1 protein-coding gene is annotated in these 255 nt (G+C 60.0%); it reads right to left on the bottom strand.

Features of this window, described 5'->3' with window-relative positions; genetic code table 11:
- A partial coding sequence (locus L6D80_RS30000; RefSeq protein ID WP_236183122.1) for a hypothetical protein occupies positions 1-255 on the bottom strand: 255 nt, incomplete at both ends.

The raw sequence follows: 255 nt of genomic DNA, 5'->3' as shown, positions 1-255 counted from the left end.
CGCCGTCACTGCGCGCAGTGGCTTCGTTTTGAATCGCCGCGCTGGCATCTCCAACTGAGGCGTAAAGCCCATCTATGCGCTTCGACTCCGCAGTGAGCGTTGCGCCCTGCTGCGTTACAACACTGTCTAGGCTGGACAGCGCTTGCGCCGAGGCTGCCGCCGATCGCCTTCCCACTGCGATGTAGGCGATGTCGATTTCTCCGGTCGTGTCGGCCGAGTTCATCATATCCAGGCGGATGACATACATGTTCTTGC

Origin of the sequence: Pseudomonas ceruminis (genome assembly GCF_021602025.1) — a bacterium.
Taxonomy (GTDB): Bacteria; Pseudomonadota; Gammaproteobacteria; order Pseudomonadales; family Pseudomonadaceae; genus Aquipseudomonas; species Aquipseudomonas ceruminis.
The sequence above is the reverse complement of the archived record's forward strand: the minus strand, read 5'-3'. Positions and strand labels throughout refer to the sequence as shown.